The organism is Streptomyces aculeolatus (genome assembly GCF_020400605.1).
Classification (GTDB): Bacteria; Actinomycetota; Actinomycetes; order Streptomycetales; family Streptomycetaceae; genus Streptomyces; species Streptomyces aculeolatus.
In genome coordinates this window covers 87,030-104,456 of record NZ_JAINRD010000025.1, presented here as the reverse complement: position 1 = coordinate 104,456, position 17,427 = coordinate 87,030, and the positions used below count along the sequence as shown (strand labels likewise).

Genomic DNA, 17,427 nt, shown 5'->3' with positions numbered 1-17,427 from the left:
CGCGTATCTACGCGACCCTGACCACGTACTTGCCCTGGACACCGCCCGCCTCCAGCGCCTGGTGCGCCGCTGCCGTCTCCTCCAGGGGGAAGACCGTGTCCACCGCGGGGCTCAGCTTGCCCTCGGCCACATGCCGGGCCAGGTCGTCGAAGTCCGCCCGCGTGGGGTTGCCGCTGAAGAATCGCACCCGGCCGTGTCCGTGGACCGTGCTGGCCGCGAGGTAGCCGAGCGACGCCGCAGGCCGTTTCGGGTCGAAGGCGATGGTGACCATGCGCCCGCCCGGATTCAGCAGGCGCCGGAAGGCCCGCAGGTCGGTCCCCGCGGTGTCCAGGACCACGTCGAAGCGCCCCAGTTCCGCCGGCCGCACGGTCCGGTGGTCGACGGCCTTGTGCGCGCCGAGCCCGCGGACGAAGTCGAGGTTGGCCGCGCGGGCCAGGGCCGCGACCTCGGCGCCGTACGCCCGTCCGAGCTGGACCGCGGCGTTGCCGACACCGCCCGCCGCGCCCCGGACGAGGAGTCGTTCGCCGGGGTGCAGCCCGGCTTTGTCCCGCAGCGCCGTGATGGCCGTGGTGGCCACCGGCAGCGCGGCGGCGTCCACCAGGTCAAGGCCGTCGGGGAGCCGGCCGACCCGCTCGGCGGGCACGGTCACGTACTCGGCGGCGCTGCCGAACCCGGAGGTGCGGCCCAAGACCCCCCATACGCGGTCGCCGGCCGCGAACCGTGTGACTCCGGCCCCCGGGGCGGCGACCTCGCCGGTGAAGTCCAAGCCGACGCGCTTGGGGAATTTCCGGCCGCTCAGCAGGCGGAGACGGCCGGCACGCGCTGCCAGTTCGCCGCCGTTGACGCTGAACGCGCGCACCTTCACAAGGACCTCGCCGGGGGCCGGCTCAGGACGTGGCACGCGGCCCGTGTAGAGCACATCGGGGCCGCCGTAGCGGTCGTAGAGCACTGCCTTCATCATGCGGTCGTTCATCGTTCTGCCTTTGCCGCCGGGGCCCGTACGGGGATCTGGCATCGACCGTAAGCTCCTAAGTGGACGCAATCGTCCACTTGGACCGGAAGCGAGAGACACTGATGGCGAAATCCTCTCGGATCACAGCCCGGGACGGGGTGCGGGCGGACGCCCGGCGCAACCGGGAGCGCGTCCTCGTCGCCGCCCGTGCGGTCTTCGCGGAGCACGGGATCGACGCTCCGATGGCGACCGTGGCCCGACGGGCCGGGGTCGGCGTGGCGACGCTGTACCGGCATTTCCCGACCCGGGACGCCCTGGTGAGAGGCGCGTTCGCGCAGCAGATGGAGGCCTGCGCGCGGGCGCTCACCGAGGCTCTGGCCGCCCCTGACCCATGGCAGGGCTTCCAGCAGCTGGTCGAGACGGTCTGCGCGCTGCAACGGGAGGAACGCGGGTTCCCGGCCGCGTTCGTCGCGGCCTTCCCGGAAAGCACGTCGGAACACGCGCAGTCCCGCCGACGAGCCGAGCAGGACTTCACGACCCTGGTGCGGAGGGCCCAGGCATCGGGCGAGCTGCGGGCCGATTTTCGCCCTTCCGACCTCGCCGTGGTCCTGTTGGCACACTGCGGTCTGGTGACCGCTCTACCGGATGACGGTGCAGCGTCCCGGCGCCTGGTGGCCTATCTGCTCCAGTCGTTCCGCACCGACCCGGCCAACAAACCGCTACCCCCGCCGACTGCGCTGTCACTGCGCAGCCTCCCGATGGCAAACTGACAGTCCCCAGGGGCAGCGGTCCCCCGGAGCCTGACATGAAACGGTGCCTGCCGCGGGGACGCGCGCGGGCCCGCCCCGGGAACCGGTCCTTGGAGCCGATCCCGCCCGCTTCTATGAGCCCTCCCGCGCGCTCGTAGGCGGCCATTTCATGCCGTGATTGTGGGGGCGCCACCGCCCGTCGCTGAAGAGCCGGTCGGCCGTCATCCGCCGATGAAGCTCACCGTTTCCGTCAGCCGCGCCCGCCCGGTGCGCAGCGGCGGCACGCCTTCCTGCTCGAAGCCCACCGAGATGCCGCAGAGCAGTACGGAATCGTCCCCGGCGCCGACCGCGCGGCTGACGGTCGTGCGGTACATGGTCCACATCACCTGCGGGCAGCTGTGCAGCCCCTCGGCCCGCAGCAGCAGCATCACCGTCTGCAAGTACATTCCCGCATCGGCCCACTGCCCGGGTCCCATCGCACGGTCGAGGTAGCAGAACAGGACGACCGGCGCCCCGAACGCCCCCGAGTTCAGCGTGGCGATCTTCCTGGGCCGGTCGGGATCGTCGCGCTCGATCCCCAGCGCCTCGTACCGCTGGCGGGCCGCGGCGGAGAAGCGGTCCAGGTACGGCGGGGTCAGCTCGTCCGGGTACATCGGGTACTCGCGCTCGTCACCCGGGTCGCCCGCCAGCGCCCTGGCGGTCGTGAGCCTCTTCAGCTCGGCCAGCGGTCCGCCGGTCACGACGTACAGCTGCCACGGCTGGAGGTTCCCGCTGGACGGAGCCCGCGTCGCCCCGGCCAGCACGCGCTCCAGCACCCTCCTGGGCACCGGCTCACCGCTGAACGCCCGCACGGCCCGGCGGCTGTCCACGGCCTCGTACACGTCCACGTCCTGGCGCCTCCCCTGCGGCCGGTCCCTACACGGTACGGGTCCGGTAGCGCGCATAGATCAGCCCACTGTCGAACGCCCGCTCCTCGACCAGCTCCAGGTCGAGCCGCACCCCGTCGGGAAAGAACCGCTTGCCGCCGCCGACCACGCTCGTCGTGATGAACAGGTGGTACTCGTCCACCAGCCCGGCCGCGATCGCCTGCGCCGCGAGGTTCGGCCCGTCGACGGTGAGGTCCGCCTCGGCCTCGTCCTTGAGCCTGCGCACCGCGTCCGGGTCGAAGGACCGCTCGATCCGCGTCTTCGCACTGGACACCGACTCCAGCGTGGTGGAGTACACGACCTTCTCGGCGGCCTGCCAGTCGCGGGCGTACTGCATGATGTGCGGCGGCTGCCCGGGCACGTCGTGCGCGGTCTCCCAGTAGACCATCGTCTCGTACATCCGCCGCCCGTAGAGGTACGTGCCGACGGGCCGGAAGACGTCGTTGACGAAGGTGTGCACCTCGGGATCCTCGGCCCCGGTGCCGATCCCTCCCTCCTCCGCCTCGGCGTAGCCGTCGAGCGAGGTCATCATCGAGTAGATGAGCTTTGCCATGCTTCTCCTTCGGACAGAGCGAGAACCCCCGGCACCCCGAAGGATCTGACCCCGCCCAGCCCCGAAACTCATCGCCCGGCGCGCCAGTGTGATCGCAGGGCAACCATTTCCGTGCGGTGTGGGTCTTGTCGGTGCCGCCCGTGTACGGGGTCGGCACTCAGCTCCGCCCCGGGGCGATCCCGGGGCGTTGAACCGTGGAGGAAGCGCCTTCATGCATCACCGCACCGCCGTGGCGGGCCTCGCCGCGGCCGTAGCCCTGTCCGCGTTCACGATCCCGGCGACCGCCCGGGCGGACGCGTCCGACGGCGACATCCAGATCACTGAAGTGGTCGCCAACGGAGGGAAGAACATCGTCCTGGGGACCAGGGAGGTGAAGAAATTCACCATCTCGGTGACCGCCGTGGACGACTCGGGCATCGAGGTCGGAGACACCTTTCCGACGATGTGGAACAGAATCATCCACAGGGACGACGGCCTCTACGAGTACTACGGCTTGGTGATGCCCGACGACATCGCCGGCAAGTGCGTGAACGAGAGCTTCACCACGACCACCTGCACCTACAAGCTCGAAATGGATCCGCGCGTCGACCCCGGGGACAACACCACGGCCGGAACCTGGAAGGTCAGCGCGCACTCCGAGGCCAACGACGGGGACTACATCGACAAGGACGCCGCCGCGAAGGCGAAGGTCCTGCGCAACTCCAAGCTGAAGGTCAACGCCTCGCCGGAGCCGGTGAAGAAGAACAAGGCCATCACCGTCACGGGCGCCCTGACCCGCGCCAACTGGAAGACCTTCAAGTACGGCGGCTACACCAACCAGCCGGTGAAGCTCCAGTACAGGAAGAAGGGAACCGGCACTTACAAGACCCTCAAGACCGTCAGGACGGACAGCAGGGGCAACCTGAAGACGACGACGAAGGCCACGGCGGACGGCTACTACCGCTACTCCTTCGCCGGTACGTACACCACCGCGGCGGAAACCGCCAAGGGCGACTACGTCGACGTGAGGTGACCCCGGCTACGGCCCGAAGGCCGCCTCCGCGGAGGGCGAGTGCGCTCGTGGCCCGTTCGCTGGCGGGTAGCGTGGGTGGTGGGGATCCGCTTCGCGGAGGTGTCCATGGGGTACGGCGAGACCATCGGTGACCGGGTCGGGCGGCTGCGTGCGCGGCGGGAGTTGACGCAGGAAGGCCTCGCGGAGCGGGCCGACGTGTCGGTCGGCACCGTGCGGAAGCTGGAGCAGAACCGCCGCCACTCCGCCCGGCTGTCCACGCTCAACAAGCTGGCGCGCGCACTCGACGTCGAGACCTCGGCGCTCATCGGCCAGCCCACCACCTTCGAAGCGCACACCGAGGGCGACGCGCCCTCGGTGCTCGCCCTGCGGCAGGCGGTGGCTCCGGTGTCGGATCTGCTCGGCGAGGATCCGCAGCCCGAGGACCCGCCCACGGTGAGCGCCCTGCGGGCCGCCCTGCGGTCCACAGAACGCATCCGCAGGGAAGGCCGCATCGGCGAGATCGGCACGCTCCTCCCGCAGTTGATCCGCGACGCCCGCGCCGCGGTGGACGTACACCACGGTGCCGCCGGGTCCGCCGCCTGCGCGGTGCTCGCCGAGGCGTACCAGGTCGCGGCGACCACGCTGGCCGCCCTCGGCAAGGAGGACGCCGCGTTCACCGCGATGGAACGGGCGACGGCCGCGGCCCGCCGCTCCGACGACCCGCACCTGGAGGCCGTCGGCGCCTCGACGCTGGCGTGGATCCTCACCCGGCAGGGCCGGCTGGAGGACGCAGAACACGTCGCCCTCGCCCAGGCCGACGCGATCGACCCGGGCTTCCGGTCGCGGCCCGTGGAGCTGTCGCTGTGGGGGGTCCTGCTGCTCCGCGCGGCCACGGCCGCCGCCCGCCAGGGCGAACACCACTACGACCGGGTGGAGGACCTCCTGCGCACGGCCTCGGCCGCCGCCGCGCGCATCGGCGAGGACCGGCTCGACTACGCGACCCCCTTCGGGCCGACGAACGCGGGGGTGGCGAAGGTCAACTTCCTCGTGGAGATGGACAAGAGCCACGAGGCCGTCACCGCGTCCCGCACGATCCCGGGCGTACGCTCCCTGCCCCCCACGTGGCGCGCCCGTTTCCACGTGGACCGCGCCCTCGCCTACGCGAACCTCTCCCAGGACGCCCGCGCGACCGCCGCCCTGCTGGCCGCCGAACGGGACGCACCGGAGTGGATGCGGTACCACGGCACGACCCGCCAACTCGTCACCGACATCCGCACCCGCGAACCTCGCCGCACGGCCCCCATCACCGAACTGGCGGACCGGCTCTACGTGGACAGGTAGGACACGGCGTCCCACCCGACCCGGAGAATGGCACAGAACGTCCCTGTCCGGTCACTCTTCGCCACCTCTAGCTTGTGCCGCATGCAAGAAGCGCGTGAGAGCAGGACACCCGAATCGACCGCCGGGGATCCACCGGCCTACAGCGTGACCCTCCCGCGTACCGAGGCTTCGGTGGCCAGGGCGCGCAGGCTCGTCACCACCTCGCTCCGCGACTGGTCGCTGGAAGCCGGGAACGCGGACGTGTGTCTCGTCATCAGCGAGTTGGTGACGAACGCGGTGCGGCACGCGCGGCTGGATGCCGTGCACGTCAGGGTGTCCCAGGTCGGGCCCCGCCGCGTCCGGGTCGCGGTGGTCGACCGCTCGCGGAGCATGTCGCGGCTCGTCCAGGCGGGCGTGGGCGACGAGTCGGGGCGGGGGCTGGTCGCGGTCGCCGGGTGCTCCGCCGCGTGGGGTGTCGAGCCGATGCCGTGGGGGAAGCGGGTGTGGGCGGACGTCGAGGTCCGCGGGGGCGGCTCGTGAGCGGGCGTCTCGCCGAGGTGCTCCACGTGGCCGCACTCGTCGGCGTCCTCGTGCTTCTCGCCGTGGGGATCGCCTCGGCTGAGCCGGGGCGGGACCCGTGCGAAGGAGAGTGGCACGACACCCCGGGGGAAGGTGCCGCGCCACTCGGTTCTTGGGGGCCCTCAGGGCCGTGGGGGATCGGGGGGTCGGGCGGTGTGGGTGGCGTGGGCCCCGGCGGTGGGCTCACGCCACCCACGTTCTTCCCGGTGCGGGGGTGCCGGCGGTCGCCGGATCGCGTGCCGGAGCGTTCCGGATGCCGCACCGCGTCCCCCCTCGGTCGCGCGTGAAGTTGCCGTCTCCTCTATGACAGCCGGGAGCCGCAGGATGTGACGGGCCGGTCTTGCCGGGGGTGCGGACTGAGGCTTACCTTCACGCTGTCGCCGCCGCGACGCGCCCCCGCACACCCCCGCAACGGCGTGTCGCTGGACCCCACCGGCCGGAGGCGCTCATGACCGTGACCGTTCCGCGCCCCGCGGAAGCACCCGTGCTGATCGGGCGGGCGCGGGAGTTGGGCGCGCTCGTGGATGCCCTCACGCGGTCGCCCTCGGTGGCGATGGTCGAGGGCGAGGCCGGGATCGGGAAGACGCGGCTGATCCGGGAGGCGCTGCGGGATCCCGCCGTGCGGGGGCGGCGGGTGCTGGTCGGGGGGTGCCGGCCGCTGCGGGAGCCGTTTCCGTACGGGCCCGTGTTCGATCTGCTGCGGCATCTCGCCGGCGGGCTGCCCACCGCGCTGAGCCCGGTGTGCGGTGCCCTGCGGGCGTATCTGCCGGAGTTGGCCGACCGGCTGCCGCCCGCGCCCGAGCTGCTCAGCGACCTGCGCGCCGGGCGGCACCGGCTGTTCCGCGCCGTACGGGCCCTCCTCGACGCCGCGGGCGAGACCGTCATGGTGGTCGAGGACCTGCACTGGACCGACGACGGCACCCGCGACCTGCTGCGCTTCCTCGTCGACGATCCGCCCGACGGGCTGTCCGCCGTGCTCAGTTACCGCCGCGAGGACCTCCCCGGCAGCGGGCTGCCGCTGGGCCGCGCGTACCGGCAGCCGCCCGGCACCACCGCCGTCGTCATCCCCCTGCGGCCCCTGGACGTCCACGGCGTACGCGGCATGTTCACCGCCCTGACCGGGGTGTCCGCCGATCCCCCGTGGCCCCCGGGCGTCCCGAGTGCCCCCGACGCCTCGGGTGCCCCCGATGCCTCGCCCGCCTTCCTCGACGAGCTGCACCGCCGCACCGCCGGCATCCCCTTCGTCGTCGAGGAGGTCGTCCGCGCCCTCCCCGCCGCCGAGCACGGCGCGTTCGCCCGCATGCCCGTGCCCACCCGCCTCCAGGAGGCCGTCGCCGACCGCATGAGCGTGCTCTCCCCCGCCGCCGCCGACGCCGTACGCGCCGCCTCCGTCCTGCGCGTACCCGCCGGTGAGGCGCTGATCGCCGCCGTCGTACGCGGCACCCCCGGGCAGCCCGCCGCGCCCGCGGACTCCGCGGCCGTCCGCGAGGCGCTGCGCGCCGGGGTGCTGCACGAGTGGGGCGAGGACCGCTACGGCTTCCGCCACGCGCTCGCCCAGCAGGCCGTCTACGCCGGCCTCCTCGGCCCCGACCGGCACCGCCTCCACCGGCAGGCCATGCGCGCCCTCGCCGCCGAGGACCCGCAGCCCCTCATCCAGCTCGCCTACCACGCCCACCACGGCGGCGAGCTGGCCCAGTGGCAGCGCTACGCCGAGGCCGCCGCCGGCTCCGCGCGCGAGGTCGGCGACCTGGCGCTCGCCGTGGGGGTGTTGGAGGAGCTGCTGGCCGACGGGCGGCTCGGGCGGCCCGAGTGCGCCCGTATCGCCGTCGACCTCAGCCGCGACGCCGTCGTCGGCCTCACCCACCACCGGGCCACCGTGCTGCTGCACGACATCGTCCGCGACGGCCACATACCCGACGGCGTACGCGGCGAGATCCGGCTCAACCTCGGCCTCCTCCTGTACAACCAGGCCGGCCGCTACGAGGAGGGCCGCACCCACACCGAGGTCGCCGTCGCGGAGCTGCACGGCCGCCCCGCGCTCGCCGCCCGCGGCATGGCGGCGCTCGCCATGCCCAGTTGGGGCGACCACCCGCGGCAGGTCTACGAGACGTGGATCGTACGGGCGGAGGCGCTGGTGGCGCACGAGTCCGACCCCGCGGTCCGCACCGCCGTACGCGGCAACCACCTGGCCCTGCGCATGAGCCTCGGCGATCCGGCGGTGTGGGACGAGGCCGAACGCCTCATCGGCGGCCCGGGGCCCGGCACCCACCGGCGCCAGGTCGCCCGCGCCTGCGGCAACTTCGCCGACGCCGCCACCTGCCTCGGCCACTACCAGGCGGCGCAGCGCTACCGCGGCGAGGGGCGCCGGCTGGCGGCGGAGTGCGGGGCGGCGTTCCTGGAGGGCATCGTGGAGGGCACGGCGCTGCGCCTGGAGTGGTACGCGGGCCGCTGGCGGGGCCTCGCGGAACGGTGCCGGCGCACCCTCGACGCCGTGCACGGCGTCTCCAGCATCGCCGCCGACGCGCACCTGGTGCTGGGGCTGCTGGCGTCGGCGGTCGGCGAGTGGGACGAGGCGGCGGCCGAACTGGCCGCGGCCGGGCTCGCCGACCCGCGCAACGCGCCCGCCCCGGTGCTCGCCACCGCCGCCGGCGCCATGACCCGGCTGCTCGCGGCCCGCGGCGAGCCGGAACGGGCGCGGGCGGAGGCGGAGCGGGGCCTCGCGCGGATCCGGCACAAGGACATCTGGCCGTGGGCGGGCGACCTGGCGCCGCCGGCGGTCGCGGCCCTCGTACGGGGCGGGGAGCTGCGGGCGGCGGCGGAGGTCACGGCGGAGCTGGCGGCGGGCATCGCGGGCCGGGACGCGCCGCTGGCGGCGGCGGCGCTGGAGGCGTGCCGGGGGATCGTGGCGGCGGGGCGGGGGCGGCCGGCGGAGGCGGCGGGGTTCTTCGCGGCGGCGCAACGGGCGTACGGGGCGCTGCCGCAGCCGTACTCCGCGGCCCGGGCGGGCGAGGCGGCGGCCCGCTGCCGCCTGCCGGCGGACGGCGTTCCAGCCGGGTCCGTCCCGACGACCGGTGCCGTCACCGCCGCGGGGCCCGTCACGTCCGCCGGTCCGGTTGCCGCCGGCCCTGATGCTGCCGGCGGCCCCGTCACCTCCGGCCCCGTCACCCCCGACCCCGACCCCGCCCGTGAACTCGCCGCCCTCGCCCAGCAGTTCGCCGACCTCGGCGCCGTCCGCGACGCCGCCCGCTGCCGTCGCGTCCTCCGCGGCAACAACGTCCCCCTCCCCTCCCGCCGCGGCCGCCGCGGCTACGGCGACCAACTGTCCCCGCGCGAACGCGAGGTCGCCCGGCTTGTGGCACTCGGCCACACCAACCGGCAGATCGCCGACGTGCTGTACCTGTCCCCGCGCACCGTCGAGCAGCACGTGGCGAAGCTGCTGCGGAAGCTGCACGTCGGCTCGCGGGCGGAGGTGGCGGACGCGACCGGGGTGGCGGAGGTGGCCCGGGCGGCGGGCGGGGCGGGGGAGCAGCACGCGGGCAATTAATACGTGGTCCCTACCTACCGTTTCCCGGATTGTTCTCGGTCCGCAGACATGCGATCTGTGAGAACGGGCGGCGTGCCGCCCCATCCCCCACCAACCGAGGAGCACTCCATGCGGAGCAAGGTACTCCTGAGATCCGTACTCGTAGGCGTCGCGGCCATGGCCGCCGCGGTCGTCGGCCCGGGCGCGCAGGCGGCGCCCGCGCCCGAGGCCCGTACCGCCGCCGTCGAGGCGCACGACCACGCCGACCACGCGACCGGCAAGCTGGGCGAGGGGCACGGCATCACCGCCGAGGAGTTCGAGGCGCTGGCGGCCCAGAGCCCGAAGGGCGGCGACTTCGGCGCCCAGGCCTGGCCGGTCCCGACCGACCGCGCCTACCACCTCACCTCGTCCTGCAGCGGCGCCGCCGGCGTCATCGGCCAGGGCGCCGCGGCCTGGGCGAACCTGAACCAGACCAGCGGCAGCGACACCCCCGTGGAGTGCCGCAACAGCTACATCACCGACTGCGGTGGCGGCGGCAACATCGTCGGCTGCAATTGGGGTCAGGGCCAGCGCATCGCGCTGTTCCTGGGCGGCGTGAACGACGACGCGCTGCTCGCGGCGCACGAGTTCGGCCACGACTGGTACGGCCACTCCAGCTACCAGTGCGCAGGCTGGTCCAGCGCGGCGCACGTGATGGCTCCGTCGATATGCAACTTCGCGGGTCAGGGCGCCAAGCAGGGCCCGGTCCGCATCGACTGACGCACCCCCCGGTCCCGCGGGGGCGCCAGGACGGCCGGCGCCCCCGCGGCAGACCGCGGGGACCTCCCCGCCGCCGTCCGGCCGTACCCACCTTTTTGTGGGTACTTGGCACGCCGCCACCCAGCGGCGAGGCTGGAGGCAGAGGCGGAGCACGGAGGTGGTCAGGGAGCCGGGGAGGCTCCGGTGAGGTTGTCCAGACGGCGGTGGCCCCAGTCGGAGAGCGGGGTCAGCGCCACGGAGAGGTCGCGGCCGAAGTCGGTGAGGGAGTAGACCGTCTTCAACGGCAGCCCTTCGTGCACCTCGCGGTGCACCAGGCCGTCGCCCTCCATCTCGCGCAGCGCCTGCGTCAGCACCTTCTCGCTGAGGCCGGGCAGCAGGCGGAGGAGTTCCCCGGGGCGCCGGGGGCCGGTCTCCAGCAGCCAGAGCAGAGCCGTCTTCCACTTGCCGTCGATGACGGCGATCGCGGCGGTCACCCCGCAGACGTTCGTGTTCTGAGCGAGCTTGCGCGTCATGGCACCCCCATGGTCACCACGTGTCTCTTTTCCACTGTCTTCACTTATGGAGGTTAGTCATGTCCGCAAACCTTGCTGTCACGGTCCTCGGTCTGGGCCCGATGGGACGGGCCCTGGCCGGGGCCTTCGTCGCCGCGGGGGTACGCACCACGGTCTGGAACCGGACCCCGGGCCGGGACACCGAGCTGGTCGGGCGGGGCGCGCTGCGCGCGGCGTCGGCCGCGGAGGCGGTGGCCGCGAGCGAGCTGACCGTCGTATGCGTCGTCGACTACGACGCCGCCGACGCGGTGCTGCGGCGCCCGGGCGTCGCCGAAGCGCTCAAGGGACGTACGGTCGCGAACCTGAGCGCCGACACCCCCACGCGGGCCCGCGACGCCGCCGCCTGGGCGGCGGACCACGGGGTGCGCTACCTGGACGGCTCGATCATGACCCCGGTCACCACCATCGGCACGCCGGACGGGGTGTTCATCTACAGCGGCCCGAAGGACCTCTACGACGAGCAGCAGTCGGTGCTCTCCGCGCTGGGCGGCGCCCACACCCACCTCGGCGAGGACCACGGCCGGGCCGCCGCGTACGACGTGGCGCTGCTCGACATCTTCTGGACCACGATGGCCGGCTGCGCCCACGCCCTGGCCGTGGCCCGGGCCGAGGGGGTCACCCCGGGCGAGCTGGCACCGTTCGCGAAGGGCATCGGCGCGATCCTGCCGGAGGCCATCGAGGAGATGTCGCAGGCGGTTGCCGAGGGGGACTACTCCGGTACGAGCAACCCGATCACGTCGTCCGCGTCGTCGATGAAGCACATCATCGCCACCTCCGAGAGCCACGGCGTCGACGCCGGGGTGATGCGGGCGGCGGCGGGGCAGGCGCAGCGGGTCATCGGGCTGGGGTACGGGACCGACGGGTTCGTCCGCGTCACGGAGCTGATCGCCGGCGGGCTGGCGGCGGCGGAACCCGAGCGGGGCTGACGGGCCGTATCGAGGCCCGGCCGGGGGCGGGCCGGGGGCTACGGGCGGCGGCGAGGGCGACGGCCGGGGCGGGGGCCGACGGGCGGGCCGGGGGCGACGGGCGGGCCAACGGGGGGCGTCCTGGCCGCGTCCGGCCGGCCAACTTCCGGCCTTCCCCGCGCCCCCTGCGCGTGAGACCGCGACCGGACGGGCATTCCACCGTCGACCCGCCCGCACAGCGGAGAGCGGGCGCGACGAAGGGGGAGCCATGAGGCGACGGTGGGGGATCGGCGCGGGTCTGGCGGCGGCCGCGGCGGTGCTGGTGCTCGCGGGCTGCGGCCAGCCGACCGACTACAGCGAGGTGGTGACGTTCACCGACGAGCACGGCCGTGCGTGCACCGCGGCGGTGGTCGTCGACCAGGAGCAGAACGAGGGCGACGACTACGAGGTCTCCGGCCTCGACTGCGACTACCCGCCGGAGGGCCGGGAGCCGGGCCCCGCGGGCCACCAGCCGCTGCCGGAACGGCAGTCGGAGGACTGACGGGACCCGCCGGGGGCCGGCCCGGCCGCCCGTACCTGCACGCCACCCCCCTCCACCTGCCTGTTTACACTGCAGTTCCGTCGCAGGTGTGAGGAGGCCGTGCCCCCGTGGAGCCCACCCGTGCGCTCGGCGAGACGGACTGGGCCGCGCACCGCCCCGCCGTCTTCGGCGCCGCGTACCGCATCCTCGGCAGCGTCGCGGAGGCCGAGGACGTGACGCAGGACGTCTGGCTGCGCGCCGCCGCCGCCGACCTGTCCGGCGTCCGGGACCTGCGCGCCTGGCTGGTGACGGTTGCCGCGCGGACCTCGTACAACGTGCTGAAGTCCGCCCGCGTCCGGCGCGAGACCTACGTCGGCCCCTGGCTGCCCGAGCCGCTGCCGACCGGGCCGGACGCCGCCGCGCCGGTGCTCGTGGACGAGTCGGTCGGCACCGCGATGCTCGTGCTGATGGAGCGGCTGACGCCCGCCGAGCGGGTCGCGTTCGTGCTGCACGACGTCTTCGACTTCCCCTTCGCCGGCGTCGCCGACGTGCTGGGCGCCACCCCCGCCGCCGCCCGCAAGCTCGCCTCCCGGGCGCGCACCCGGGTGCGGGCGGACGGGGAGCGGCCGCGGGCCTCCCGGGCGGAGACCGAGCGGGTGCTCAGGGCGTTCAAGGCCGCCGCCGAGGCCGGGGACATCGCCGGGCTGGTCGAGTTGCTGCACCCCGACGCCGTGTACGTCGGCGACGGCGGCGGCAAGGCGGTCGCGGCCCGCCGGCCGGTGCGCGGGCCGGAGACGATCGCGGTGCTCGCGGTCCGTTCGGTACGCAACGCCCGCCCCGACACCGTCCGCCTCGTCGAGGTGGGCGGGCAGCCCGCGCTCGCCGCGTACCGCGGCGGCGTGCCCGTCTGGCTGGACACCGTGGACGTCGCGGACGGCCGCCTGACCGCGGTCCGCCGGCTCGCCAACCCCGACAAGCTCGGCCCCCTCGCCGCCCTCGGTCACATCTGACGCCCCCGTCTTGTCTCCCTGCGGATCCTCGCCCCGAGAGGGTCCGTACCGAGCAAGCTGAGGAAGGACCACACGATGAACCATGTCGTGATCATCGGCGGGGGCTTCGCCGGCGTATGGAGCGCGGCGGGCGCCGCGCTCGCGCGCGGGGACGCGGACCTGCGCATCACGCTCATCGCGCCGAACGACCGCCTGGTGCTGCGCCCGCGGCTGTACGAGCCGGAGCCGGACCGCGCGACGGTGGCGCTGGACCGGATCCTGGGCCCGATCGGCGTCGGGCACGTACGGGCGACGGTCGGCGCCATCGACGCCGAGCGCCGCGTGGTCGTGGCGGACGGGGCGGAGATCGGCTACGACCGGCTGGTGCTGGCGTCCGGCAGCCGGCTCGTGCCGCCCGCGGACCTGCCCGGCGCCGAGCGCCTCTTCGACATCGACACCCTCGACGGGGCCCGCCGCCTCACCGGCCACCTGCGCGGCCGGGACGGCTACGCCGCCGTGGTCGTCGGCGCCGGGTTCGTCGGCCTGGAGGCGGCGGCGGAGCTGGCGGGCCGCGGCCGGGTGCTGCTGGTGGACACCGCGGAGGTGGTCGGCGCGCCGCTCGGCCCGGGGCCGCGGGCCGCGATCGAGGCGGCGCTGGACGAACTGGGCGTCGAGCGGCGGCTCGGCACGACGGTGACGGAGGTCGGCGACGGGTACGCGGTGCTCTCCGGCGGCGAACGCGTCGACGCGGACGCCGTGGTGTGGTCGATCGGGATCCGGGCCGAGGGGCTGACGCGGCAGCTCGTGGCCGACCCCGGCGACCTCGACCACCTCGGCCGGGTGCCGGTGGACGAGTGGCTGCGGGCGCGGCCGGAGGTGTTCGCGGCCGGCGACACGGCCGCCGCGCGGTACGACCCGGAGCACACCGTCATGCAGGCGTGCCAGCACGCGACGCCGCTGGGCAAGGTCGCGGGGTACAACGCGGCGGCGGACCTGCTGGGCGTACCGCTGCGGCCGTTCACCCCCGCCCCGTACGTCACCTGCCTGTATCTCGGCGGCGCGGGCGGGGTGTTCACCCGGGGCTGGGACCGCAAGGTGATGGCGACGGGGGCGGACGGCGGGTTCGTGAAGGAGCAGATCAACGGGTACATCCGCCCGCCGGTGGACGACGCCGCCGCGATCCTGGCGGCGGCCGACCGCGTCCACATCGACCTGCCCTTCTACCCGCGGGAATCCGGGCAGGGCGCCGACGAGCCGGCCGCGGCCGCGGTCAGGCCAGCGAGGTGAAGTAGTCCCGCTGCGCCGGGTAGTAGTCGTCGAACGACGGCGCCGCGGTGTCCGCGGCGCCGTCGCGCGCGGCGACGAGCAGGTCGAGGTAGTACTCCCAGCCGGGGCCGACCTCGCCGACCCCCGCGATGGTGGTGAGGTGGTGGATCAGCTCCAGCCGCGTCCCGCCGCCCTCGGCGTCCGCGAGCAGCGCCTCCATGCGCCAGTCGCCCGACTCGTCGACCATGGACACGGCGAGCCGCCGCGGCGGTTCGCAGACGTCGACCCGCAGGTCGGACCAGGGCGCCCCGTCCTCGTACGCCATCTGGACCCGGACCGTGCGGCCGGGCGCGGCGTCGCCCTCCCACTGGCCGAACCAGCGGACGGTGCGCTCGGGTTCGGTGAGCCAGGACCAGACGTCGGCGGCGGGGGCGCCGAACGTGCGGGTGAGCACGAGGTCGTGGCCCTCGGCGGTGGGCCGGAGTACTCCGGTGGGCTCGGGGGTGGCGCGGGGGGCATCGGTTGCGTGGTCGTCGGCGATCACGGTGTCCTCCGTACGGTGTGGAAAATGCGGCCCCCGGGTCGCGCGCTCCGCGCGGTGTGACAGCGCGTGGCGGGCCGAAAGCGTAACAAATGGCTATTGGTTCACGTGCCGCTTTCCCCGTACGCCGACCAGCGCCACCAGCACCGCCGTCGCCACCGTCAGCGCCGCGCACACCCCCGCCGCCACCTGGAACCCCGACTCGAACGCCCCCCGCGCCGCGCCCAGCAGCTCGTCCGCCACCGGCCCCGGCAGCCGCTCCGCCGCCGTGACCGCCGCGCTCAGGTCGTCCTCGAACGCCCCCGCCGCCCCGGCCGGTACGCCCTCGGGCGCGGCGCCGCCCGTCCGGTCCCGGTAGACCGCCGTGATCACGCTGCCCAGCAGCGCGATGCCCAGCGCACCGCCCAACTGCGGCGCCGTGGAGGAGATCGCCGCCGCCGCGCCCTGCCGCTCCGGCGGGGCCGCGCCGACGACCATGTCGGTGGCCAGCGCCATCATCGGCCCCAGCCCCGCCGACACGATCACCGCACCGGTGACGAGCACCGGCAGCGCGTGCTCGCCGCCGGCCTGCGTCAGCACCCCGTACCCGACGGCCGAGAGCCCGAGCCCGACGGCGATGATCCGCGCGGGCTCGTAGGTGCGGGCCAGCCGCGGCGCCAGCATCGAGCCGGCGATCACGCCGAGCGCCGAAGGCGCCGTCCACAGCCCCGCGTCCAGCGGCGACAGCCCCTCGACGAGCTGGAGGTACAGCGCGAGCGCGTAGTTGGAGCCCCACAGCACGAAGATCCCGGCGGCCAGCGTCGCCGCGGCCGTGGCGAGCGTACGGTCGGCGAAGAGGCGCAAGTCCACGAACGGGTCGGCGAGCGCCCGCTGCCGGCGGACGAACGCCACCGCCACCAGCACCCCCGCCGCCACCGCCGCGACCGGCACCGCGCCGGCGCCCTCGGCGGCGATCTGCTTCAGCCCGTACACCACCGGCAGCACCGCGGCCAGCGACAGCAGCGAGCTGAGCACGTCCACCCGCCGCCCCGCCGGGCCGCGCGACTCCGGCAGCAGCACGGGCAGCAGCACCAGCAGCACCGCCATCACGGGCACACCGAGCAGGAACGCCGAGCCCCACCAGAACCGCTCCAGCAGCCACCCGCCCACCAGCGGCCCGATCGCCGTGCCGCCGGAGACGCTGGCGACGATGACGCCGATGGCCGTCGTCCGCTCCCGCGGCCCGGGGAACAGCGCCGCCGCGAGCGCGAGCGTCGACGGCATGAGGGTGGCGCCGGCGACGCCCATGAGGGCGCGGGCGGCGATGAGCATCTCCGCGTTCACGGAGTACGCGGCGAGCAGCGAGGCGGCGCCGTAGCCGGCGGCCCCGTACAGCAGCAGCCGGCGGCGGCCGATGCGGTCGCCGACGACGCCCATGGTGACGAGGGAGCCGGCGAGGAGGAACGCGTAGATGTCGACGGTCCACAGCAGTTGGGTGCTGCCGGCGGAGAGGTCGCGGCCGATGGCGGGCAGGGCGAGGTTGGTGACGGTCAGTTCGAGGGAGGCGAGCAGCGCGGGCAGCGCGAGCACGGCGAGCCCGAGCCACCGCCGCCGCTGTCCGTGCTGCTGCTCCGGGGTGCCGGTAGTGGTCATGGCGGCCAGTCTCAAACCTCGACCATAATCGAGGTCAAGGGCTAGGCTGACGGCCATGGACAAGCCGCCCTTCGACGCGAAGGAACTCACGGTCGGCCAGCTCGCCGCGCGCTCCGGCGTCGCCGTCACGGCGCTGCACTTCTACGAGGGCAAGGGCCTCATCCGCAGCCGCCGCACCGCCGGCAACCAGCGCCGCTTCACCCGCGACACGCTCCGCCGCGTCGCGTTCATCCGCACCGCGCAGCGGGTGGGCATCCCGCTGCGCACGATCGCCGAGGCGCTGCGGACGCTCCCCGACGAGCGCACCCCGACGCAGGAGGACTGGGCCCGGCTGTCGGCGGCCTGGCGCGACGAACTCGACATCCGGATCGACCAGATGGTGCGGCTGCGGGACCGGCTGAGCGACTGCATCGGCTGCGGCTGCCTGTCGCTGGAACGCTGCCTGCTGCGCAACCGCGACGACGTCCTCGGCGACACGGGCCCCGGCCCGCGCCGCCTGCTCACCCGCCGGCTGGCCCAGGAGACGCGGAACCCGCCGGCTGGCGAGCAGGGGAGTGGCTGACGGAGCGTCAGTCACACGGTGTCGTCGGCGACTCCCCCTTGCGGGGCGAGTCGATGGGCCAGGCGACGGTATTCGGGTCACGGCGGCGGTCGGGGTGATCAACCGGGGA

The 17,427-nt window shown here is 74.4% G+C and carries 16 protein-coding genes and 1 pseudogene; 11 read left to right on the top strand and 6 right to left on the bottom strand.

Annotated features, from left to right (window positions below; all coding sequences use genetic code 11):
* Positions 1–7: 7 nt before the first annotated feature.
* The gene (locus tag LG396_RS32040) at positions 8–973 is read right to left on the bottom strand and encodes an NAD(P)-dependent alcohol dehydrogenase (RefSeq protein WP_225797436.1); all 966 of its coding nucleotides are present in this window, start codon (positions 971–973) and stop codon (positions 8–10) included.
* A 101-nt stretch (positions 974–1,074) separates the two neighbouring features.
* Here LG396_RS32040 and LG396_RS32035 point away from each other — a divergent pair.
* Positions 1,075–1,756 (top strand): annotated as a pseudogene (locus LG396_RS32035) (TetR/AcrR family transcriptional regulator).
* A gap of 166 nt (positions 1,757–1,922) precedes the next feature.
* On the opposite strand, the gene LG396_RS32030 reads toward LG396_RS32035, so the two are convergent.
* A complete protein-coding gene (locus tag LG396_RS32030) occupies positions 1,923–2,588 on the bottom strand; it encodes a nitroreductase (protein WP_225797435.1) in 666 nt (221 codons plus the stop codon).
* A 28-nt stretch (positions 2,589–2,616) separates the two neighbouring features.
* A complete protein-coding gene (locus LG396_RS32025) occupies positions 2,617–3,180 on the bottom strand; it encodes a dihydrofolate reductase family protein (RefSeq protein WP_100300340.1) in 564 nt (187 codons plus the stop codon).
* Positions 3,181–3,391: 211 nt separating this feature from the next.
* On the opposite strand from LG396_RS32025, the gene LG396_RS32020 reads away from it, so the two are divergent.
* The 5 genes from LG396_RS32020 to LG396_RS32000 all read left to right on the top strand — a co-directional run bounded on the left by LG396_RS32020 (position 3,392) and on the right by LG396_RS32000 (position 10,352).
* On the top strand, positions 3,392–4,192 hold the full coding sequence (locus tag LG396_RS32020) for a calcium-binding protein (RefSeq protein WP_225797434.1): 801 nt from the start codon (positions 3,392–3,394) through the stop codon (positions 4,190–4,192).
* Between the two features lie 105 nt (positions 4,193–4,297).
* A complete protein-coding gene (locus LG396_RS32015) occupies positions 4,298–5,512 on the top strand; it encodes a helix-turn-helix domain-containing protein (protein WP_225797467.1) in 1,215 nt (404 codons plus the stop codon).
* An 81-nt stretch (positions 5,513–5,593) separates the two neighbouring features.
* Positions 5,594–6,031, top strand: coding sequence for an ATP-binding protein (locus tag LG396_RS32010; protein WP_225797433.1), 438 nt, complete (start codon positions 5,594–5,596; stop codon positions 6,029–6,031).
* A 487-nt stretch (positions 6,032–6,518) separates the two neighbouring features.
* Positions 6,519–9,614: a helix-turn-helix transcriptional regulator gene (locus tag LG396_RS32005; protein ID WP_225797432.1), complete on the top strand. Its 3,096-nt coding sequence runs from the start codon at positions 6,519–6,521 to the stop codon at positions 9,612–9,614.
* Between the two features lie 108 nt (positions 9,615–9,722).
* The gene (locus LG396_RS32000; protein ID WP_225797431.1) at positions 9,723–10,352 is read left to right on the top strand and encodes a hypothetical protein; all 630 of its coding nucleotides are present in this window, start codon (positions 9,723–9,725) and stop codon (positions 10,350–10,352) included.
* A 161-nt stretch (positions 10,353–10,513) separates the two neighbouring features.
* Here the strand turns inward: LG396_RS32000 and LG396_RS31995 are convergent, their stop codons facing one another.
* Positions 10,514–10,864, bottom strand: coding sequence for a winged helix-turn-helix transcriptional regulator (locus LG396_RS31995; RefSeq protein WP_037746160.1), 351 nt, complete (start codon positions 10,862–10,864; stop codon positions 10,514–10,516).
* A gap of 59 nt (positions 10,865–10,923) precedes the next feature.
* Here LG396_RS31995 and LG396_RS31990 point away from each other — a divergent pair, with 59 nt between their 5' ends.
* The 4 genes from LG396_RS31990 (at position 10,924) to LG396_RS31975 (ending at position 14,604) form a co-directional block, all read left to right on the top strand.
* The gene (locus LG396_RS31990; RefSeq protein ID WP_225797430.1) at positions 10,924–11,829 is read left to right on the top strand and encodes an NAD(P)-dependent oxidoreductase; all 906 of its coding nucleotides are present in this window, start codon (positions 10,924–10,926) and stop codon (positions 11,827–11,829) included.
* A 247-nt stretch (positions 11,830–12,076) separates the two neighbouring features.
* On the top strand, positions 12,077–12,349 hold the full coding sequence (locus LG396_RS31985; RefSeq protein ID WP_037746164.1) for a hypothetical protein: 273 nt from the start codon (positions 12,077–12,079) through the stop codon (positions 12,347–12,349).
* A gap of 107 nt (positions 12,350–12,456) precedes the next feature.
* The gene (gene sigJ / locus LG396_RS31980; RefSeq protein ID WP_225797429.1) at positions 12,457–13,338 is read left to right on the top strand and encodes an RNA polymerase sigma factor SigJ; all 882 of its coding nucleotides are present in this window, start codon (positions 12,457–12,459) and stop codon (positions 13,336–13,338) included.
* A gap of 75 nt (positions 13,339–13,413) precedes the next feature.
* On the top strand, positions 13,414–14,604 hold the full coding sequence (locus LG396_RS31975) for an NAD(P)/FAD-dependent oxidoreductase (protein WP_225797428.1): 1,191 nt from the start codon (positions 13,414–13,416) through the stop codon (positions 14,602–14,604).
* Here the strand turns inward: LG396_RS31975 and LG396_RS31970 are convergent.
* Together LG396_RS31970 and LG396_RS31965 are read right to left on the bottom strand one after the other, a co-directional pair.
* A complete protein-coding gene (locus LG396_RS31970) occupies positions 14,588–15,127 on the bottom strand; it encodes an SRPBCC family protein (protein ID WP_018838542.1) in 540 nt (179 codons plus the stop codon). The genes LG396_RS31975 and LG396_RS31970 overlap by 17 nt on opposite strands.
* 93 nt (positions 15,128–15,220) lie before the next feature.
* The gene (locus tag LG396_RS31965) at positions 15,221–16,756 is read right to left on the bottom strand and encodes an MFS transporter (RefSeq protein WP_225797427.1); all 1,536 of its coding nucleotides are present in this window, start codon (positions 16,754–16,756) and stop codon (positions 15,221–15,223) included.
* A 55-nt stretch (positions 16,757–16,811) separates the two neighbouring features.
* Here LG396_RS31965 and soxR point away from each other — a divergent pair, with 55 nt between their 5' ends.
* On the top strand, positions 16,812–17,318 hold the full coding sequence (gene soxR, locus LG396_RS31960; RefSeq protein ID WP_037746172.1) for a redox-sensitive transcriptional activator SoxR: 507 nt from the start codon (positions 16,812–16,814) through the stop codon (positions 17,316–17,318).
* The last annotated feature ends 109 nt before the right edge of the window (positions 17,319–17,427 follow it).